The following is a 6,480-nucleotide window of genomic DNA, read 5'->3' as shown; positions in this document are numbered from 1 at the left end:
GAAGGTGGCTATCTTGCTTGTGAAGTTATAGGTAACCAATCCTGCAACGCTAGCGCCTGTTGCATCTTCCAAGGTGAAGTTGGCCGTGCTGATCGTCAACGGATCCATCGCCTCGCTAAACGTGGCGTTGACAGCACTGTTGACCGCCACATCGAAGGCTAAATCAGCGGGATTTACTAGCGTGACGGTGGGCAGAGTGGTATCGGGTGCTGCGCTCGTGGTCCAGCTGATCACAAAGTCACTGGCCATCAGGTTGCTCGCCAAGTCCTTGACTCCGCTGGGTGCACCTTTGACGGTGACTGTGTATTGCGTACTCGGAGTAAGATCACTTGCCGGAATGAAAACCGCGTTTACGCCGGAGTAGTTCACTAAACCTGCGACCGCATTGCCGTTAAGCGTTTCATTCAAGGTGAAGTTCGCATTGGTGATCGATAGTGGGTCCATGCCTTCGCTAAACGTGACGCCAACGCTGGTGTTAATCGGTACATCTGTCGCACCGTTAGTATTGATCGTACCAGTGACGGTGGGCGGAGTGGTATCGGGTGCCGTGCCGGTGGTCCAGCTGATCACAAAGTCACTGGCCATCAGGTTGCCGGCCAAGTCCTTGACCCCGCTGGGCGTGCCTTTGACCGTGACAGTGTATTGGGTGTTATAGGCCAGCGGATCTAATGGTGAGAATACCGCACTCACGCCGGAGTAGCTCACCACGCCTGCGACCGCATTGCCGCTGGCTGCTTCCTTCAAGGTGAAGTTCGCATTGGTGATCGTCAGCGGGTCCATACCTTCGCTAAACGTGGCGCCGACGTGGGTGTTGATGGCGACGTTCGTCTGACCATTGGTATTAATCGTGCCGGTGACGGTGGGCGGAGTGGTATCGGGTGCCGTGCCGGTGGTCCAGCTGATCACAAAGTCACTGGCCATCAGGTTGCCGGCCAAGTCCTTGACCCCACTGGGCGTGCCTTTGACGGTGACAGTGTATTGAGTGTCATAGGCCAGCGGATCTAATGGTAAGAATACCGCACTCACGCCGGAGTAGCTCACCACGCCCGGAACCGCATTGCCGCTAACCGTTTCATTTAAGGTAAAGTTCGCATTGGTGATCGTTAGCGGGTCCATACCCTCGCTAAACGTGACGCCAACGCGGGTGTTAATCGGCACATCTGTCGCACCGTTAGTATTGATCGTACCGGTGACGGTGGGCGGAGTGTTATCGGGTGCCGCACCTGTGGTCCAGCTGATCACAAAGTTACTGTTCATCAGGTTGCCGGCCAAGTCTTTGACCCCACTGGGCGTGCCTTTAACGGTGACAGAGTATTGGGTGTCATAGGCCAGCGGATCTAATGGTAAGAATACCGCACTCACGCCGGAGTAGCTCACCACACCTGCGACCGCATTGCCGCTAACCGTTTCATTTAAGGTAAAGTTCGCATTGGTGATCGTTAGCGGGTCCATACCCTCGCTAAACGTGATGCCAACGCGGGTGTTAATCGGTACATCTGTCGCACGATTATTATTGATCGTACCGGTGACGGTGGGCGGAGTGATATCGGGTGCAACGCCTGTGGTCCAGCTGATCACAAAGTCACTGGCCATCAGGTTGCTCGCCAAGTCCTTGACTCCACTGGGCGTGCCTTTGACGGTGACAGTGTATTGGGTGTCATAGGCCAGCGGATCTAATGGTAAGAATACCGCACTCACGCCGGAGTAGCTCACCACGCCTGCGACCGCATTGCCGCTAACCGTTTCATTCAAGGTGAAGTTCACATTGGTGATCGTCAGCGGGTCCATACCCTCGCTAAACGTGACGCCAACGCGGGTGTTAATCGGTACATCTGTCGCACGGTTAGTATTAATAGTACCGGTGACGGTGGGCGGAGTGGTATCGGGTGCCGCGCCTGTGGTCCAGCTTATCACAAAGTCACTGGCCATCAGGTTGCTCGCCAAATCCTCGACCCCACTGGGCGTGCCTTTGACGGTGACAGTGTATTGGGTGTCATAGGCCAGGGGATCTAATGGTGATAATACCGCACTCACGCCGGAGTAGCTCACCACGCCCGCAACCGCATTGCCGCCGATAGTTTCATTCAAGGTAAAGTTCGCATTGGTGATCGTTAGCGGGTCCATACCCTCGCTAAACGTGACGCCAACGCTGGTATTAATCGGTACATCTGTCGCACGATTATTATTGATCGTACCGGTAATGGTGGGCGGAGTTGTATCGGGGGCCGCGCCGGTGGTCCAGCTGATCACAAAGTCACTGGCCATGAGATTGCCGGCCAAGTCCTTGACCCCGCTGGGCATCCCTTTGATTGTGACAGTGTATTGGGTATCATGAGTCAGCGGATCTAATGGTGTGAAAACCGAACTCACGCCGGAGTAGCTCACCGAGCCCGCAACCGCATTGCCGGTGACTGTTTCCTTCAAGGTGAAGTTCGTATTGGTGATCGTTAGCGGGTCCATACCCTCGCTAAACGTGACGCCAACGCTGGTGTTAATCGGCACATCTTTCGCACCATTAGTATTGATCGTACCGGTGACAGTGGGCGGAGTGGTATCGGGTGCTGCGACGTCGCTACCCAAAATTGGGTCTCTGTCGCCACATCCTGATATCAAAATGGCCAACACCATCGTCATGAACCACTGTAGTGGTTTAGTAGTGCTTTTAAATTGGGTCATTATTAATCCCTCAAAATTTTGATCAGCAAATCTTAGGTCCTTAGACCATTTCCTCGCCAGCGTTTTTCTTAACATGCAATATCAGTGGAGTGGTCAACTAAATTTGGCCACGGTTTTAGAGTCATTCAAAATAATCTTTCTTACTCGTTCGGTGTCAGACCACCATTGTATTGATGTAGCCTGACTTGGCTGTAATAGCCAATGATATGATCGATAATCGAGTTATTGGTTTCTTTAAAATCCTGATACCCAGTCGACGATACCCATTCAGTCTTTAAACTGCTGAAGAAACGCTCCATCGTGCTGTTATCCCTAAAGTTGCCTCTACGACTCATACTTTGCTTCATTCGGTACAGCCATAAGTACTGGCGAAATTTCCTACTGGAATAATGGCAGACCTGGTTAGGTTCAGTTACAGTTCCCACTCCTGCACCAGATAGTGCCATCCACCAATATATCTTTTAAAACTTCATTGTTACCTTCGGTGGACTCATGGGCATGTGTAGGAGAATGATGCATGTAAATTTTAACGTGTTCGGGTGGCAGTCCATTTGCAATTAGTTTTGTAAAACCATCATCTGCTTCTTGGTTATGTTCATAAAAGCCCGATACATAATGGATGTAATTATTCATGAAACTGCCCCCAATAGAGCGACCTGTTTTAACAGATTAAGCTCTAGTTTATTATGATTTTTTTCAGTCGTCTGTGTGCTGTCGCACATAAGATTTTGTCCTATAATTCCACCCAAAATCCAATGGGTTCTAGGTTGCGAGCTACCCCCTGTGTCAGGATAGTTGTCGCCTCTACTTTTTTAGTTAGAGGAGATTAAAATGAAGAGAAAATTCACTACATCATTTAAGATACAAGCAGTCGAAAAGGCGCTTAGTCGAAATGAGAATTCAACATTAACTGAGATAGCTAATTCACTGGGTATTGGCGCTTCAACACTCAGCAAGTGGATTGTAAAAGCGAGTAACCAAGAATTTGAAACAGCTTCACATGATGATATAACAAGTATGAGTAATGATAAACGGCCACAAGATTGGACATTAGAAGAACGGTTTAACATGGTCGTTGTGTGTGCCTCTTTGAGCGACGACGCATTAAACACTCACTGTCGCTCGCAGGGGGGTTACCCTCATCATGTGAAGCAGTGGAAGCTTGATTTCCTTAATGACAAGACTCACAAGCCGAAAACGGTTGCCCCATCAGAAATAAAAATCTTGAAGCATGAAAATAAATCATTAAAAAACATGCCTATGCATCTGACTCAGTTTTGGCCTATTCTTATAGTATAAATCAAGACTAGAAGTGAGATTTGCTATGAAAATGCCTGAAACGAGTTTTTTTGAATGGCAACGTCAATTCAGCTCTGAAACTGATTGCTTAAATCACATTAAGAAAATGAGATGGCCTAATGGCTTTGTTTGCCCTAGATGCTCTTGTGAGCATGCCTATGAGCTTACAACCCGCAATTTATATGAATGCAGTCAATGTCATAAACAAACATCGGTCACAGCAGACACATTATTCCACGGTAGCCGTATTCCTATCACTAAGTGGTTTTGGGCTATCTACTTTTTAGGCTCAGATAAAGGCAGTATTTCAGCATTAAGACTGAGTAAGCACATTGAAGTTAATTGGCGAACGGCACGTTTGATATTAAGTAAGCTGAGAACAGCTATGGGCCATAGAGACAGCTTATATAGACTGTCAGGGGTCATTGAAATTGATGATGCGTTAGTGGGTGGCAAAAGGAAAGGCAAGCGTGGACGTGGAGCTGGAGGTAAAACACCTGTTTTAGTTGCCGTTGAAAGCAAAGGAAAAAGAGCTGGATTTATTGCTATGCAGGCTGTGAATAGCGTTTGCCATGATAGTGTTGAAAAGTTCGTTGCCAAACACTAACGAGACAGCAAAAAGTGCATACAGACAGCTTACCTGCGTTGAACATTATAGATAAGACACAACAACATGAAGCGAGGGTTACCCCCAGTGAGCTTGTTGATGAATGGCTCCCTTGGGTTCATATTGCCATTGGTAACTTAAAAGCATTTTTACTTGGGACATTCCATGGTGTTTCGGGAAAGTACCTGCAAGAATACCTGAGTGAGTTCTGTTATCGGTTCAATCGTAGACAAATGGAAAGAGAAATACCTAACAGATTGTTAAATTTAGCAATCATTCACACGCCAATACATTCTTACTGAGCCAACTGCGTAGGCATGTTAAAAAAAGAGCTTAATCGTAAAGACAAAGCATTAGCTGAAACAGCTGCATTATTGGTGCTCAAAAAAAAAGTCCACGAGATTTGGGGAAACGACGAGGACAATTAACCACCTGTTCAGAACGGCTGCGTATCTTGAGCCTTGTTAGAGAAGCTAGCGATGCAGGTGCTAGGCAAAAGATGGCCTGTGAAATAATTGGAATTAGCGCCAAAACACTACAACGATGGTTACAGACAAACAATGACAAAGATGGGCGAATAGAGGCAATAGATGCACCTCAAAACAAGTTGACAGCAATCGAGCAACAACGAATATTAAAAGTGGTCAATGAGCCTGAATTTGCCCATTTACCACCAAGTCAAATTGTACCGATACTTGCTGATAAAGGGATATATATAGGATCTGAATCGAGTATTTACAGAATATTAAAGAATAAAAAGCAGCTTCAGCATCGTTTAAAAAGCAAGCCTGCAAGAACGGTAATTAAGCCAAAGGCATTAACTGCAACCGGCCCCAATCAGGTGTATACATGGGATATCACCTATTTACCGACAAGTGTTAAGGGGAGCTTTTTTTACTTATATTTAGTGCTTGATATTTTTAGCCGTAAAATTGTTGGCTGGCAAGTACATTGCGATGAGCTTAGTGCTCTGGCGGCCGATTTGATGACCGATATTTGCTTGCGCGAGAAGGTAAAACCTCATCAAGTCACGCTACACTCTGATAATGGCAGCCCAATGAAAGGAGCAACTATGTTGGCAACGCTACAAGAATTAGGCGTAATGCCTTCATTTAGCCGCCCATCAGTAAGCAATGACAACCCCTATTCGGAGTCAATATTTAGGACATTAAAGTATCGACCAGAATACCCAGAAAAAGCATTTGAAGATCTTGATGCTGCACGCGAATGGGTGTTCGGGTTTACTAAATGGTATAACGATGAACATCGGCACAGTGGTATTAAATTTGTGACACCATCGAAGCGTCATCAAGGGCTTGATGACGCTATTTTATTAAATCGAGTGGCGGTTTATAAGAGAGCAAAAGCAGAAAAGCCGAGTCGTTGGTCGGGTGAAATTAAGAATTGGGATCTGATTAAAGAGGTTAATCTTAACCCAGAGAAATCTAAGGTTGAAATAAAAGAGGGCAAGGTGGCATAAAATCAAATACCAGGCGACAACTCCCTTGAAAAACACCGGCCTGATCGTGCGCTTAGTTGTCGGTGAGATCGACAAAGGACGGGGCTTTGGTGAATGGGTTCTTATTGACGCCTTGGCTAAATTATTAGCCGCAAGTGACAGCGTCGCATTTCTTGTGGTCATAGAGGACGCTAAAGATGGTGCAAAACAGTTTTAGGTGCGTCACGGATTTCAACAATTTCAAGAAGTGGAAAATTAAGCTATTTATTACGATTGCAGATGTAAGAGCAAGCTTAAGCTAGCAGGCATTAGATGCTGTCCATCACACCACGATATTTGTGGAGCCGTAACCATCATCCTTGATGGTTACACGGCATTTTAGATGTTGTATTTCGGCAACTTCGAGGGGATTGGGTTCATTCTGAGACTGCAGTGTTAG

The 6,480-nt window shown here is 46.7% G+C and carries 3 protein-coding genes and 4 pseudogenes; 4 read left to right on the top strand and 3 right to left on the bottom strand.

The genetic code is table 11. The annotated features are described in order from the left end of the window. From HNW13_RS15255 to HNW13_RS15245, 3 genes and pseudogenes are all read right to left on the bottom strand, one after another. A partial coding sequence (locus HNW13_RS15255) for an Ig-like domain-containing protein (RefSeq protein WP_208062901.1) occupies nucleotides 1-2,676 on the bottom strand: 2,676 nt, incomplete at its 3' end. Between the two features lie 140 nt (nucleotides 2,677-2,816). Next, nucleotides 2,817-3,080: pseudogene (locus HNW13_RS15250) on the bottom strand (integrase core domain-containing protein); the annotation flags it as partial. Between the two features lie 4 nt (nucleotides 3,081-3,084). Next, on the bottom strand, nucleotides 3,085-3,309 hold the full coding sequence (locus HNW13_RS15245; RefSeq protein ID WP_192116264.1) for a hypothetical protein: 225 nt from the start codon (nucleotides 3,307-3,309) through the stop codon (nucleotides 3,085-3,087). 198 nt (nucleotides 3,310-3,507) lie between these two features. Between HNW13_RS15245 and HNW13_RS15240 the strand changes: the two genes are divergently transcribed. The 4 genes and pseudogenes from HNW13_RS15240 to HNW13_RS15225 all read left to right on the top strand — a co-directional run. After that, a complete protein-coding gene (locus tag HNW13_RS15240; protein ID WP_192116265.1) occupies nucleotides 3,508-3,975 on the top strand; it encodes a transposase in 468 nt (155 codons plus the stop codon). 25 nt (nucleotides 3,976-4,000) lie between these two features. Continuing rightward, nucleotides 4,001-4,884 (top strand): annotated as a pseudogene (locus HNW13_RS15235) (IS1595 family transposase). An 18-nt stretch (nucleotides 4,885-4,902) separates the two neighbouring features. Continuing rightward, nucleotides 4,903-6,062: pseudogene (locus HNW13_RS15230) on the top strand (IS3 family transposase); the annotation flags it as partial. Beyond that, nucleotides 6,061-6,343, top strand: a pseudogene (locus tag HNW13_RS15225) (GNAT family N-acetyltransferase); the annotation flags it as partial. The pseudogenes HNW13_RS15230 and HNW13_RS15225, both read left to right, overlap by 2 nt. Between the last annotated feature and the right edge of the window lie 137 nt (nucleotides 6,344-6,480).

Origin of the sequence: Shewanella sp. BF02_Schw (assembly GCF_014596695.2) — a bacterium.
Taxonomy (GTDB): domain Bacteria; phylum Pseudomonadota; class Gammaproteobacteria; order Enterobacterales; family Shewanellaceae; genus Shewanella.
Note: the sequence above shows the minus strand (reverse complement) of the source record. Positions and strands in the feature narration are given on the sequence as shown.

Bases quoted from the DNA above. Each gene is read 5' to 3' on its own strand.
- HNW13_RS15245 (WP_192116264.1), bottom strand. From the start codon at position 3,309: ATGAATAATTACATCCATTATGTATCGGGCTTTTATGAACATAACCAA.
- HNW13_RS15240 (WP_192116265.1), top strand. From the start codon at position 3,508: ATGAAGAGAAAATTCACTACATCATTTAAGATACAAGCAGTCGAAAAG.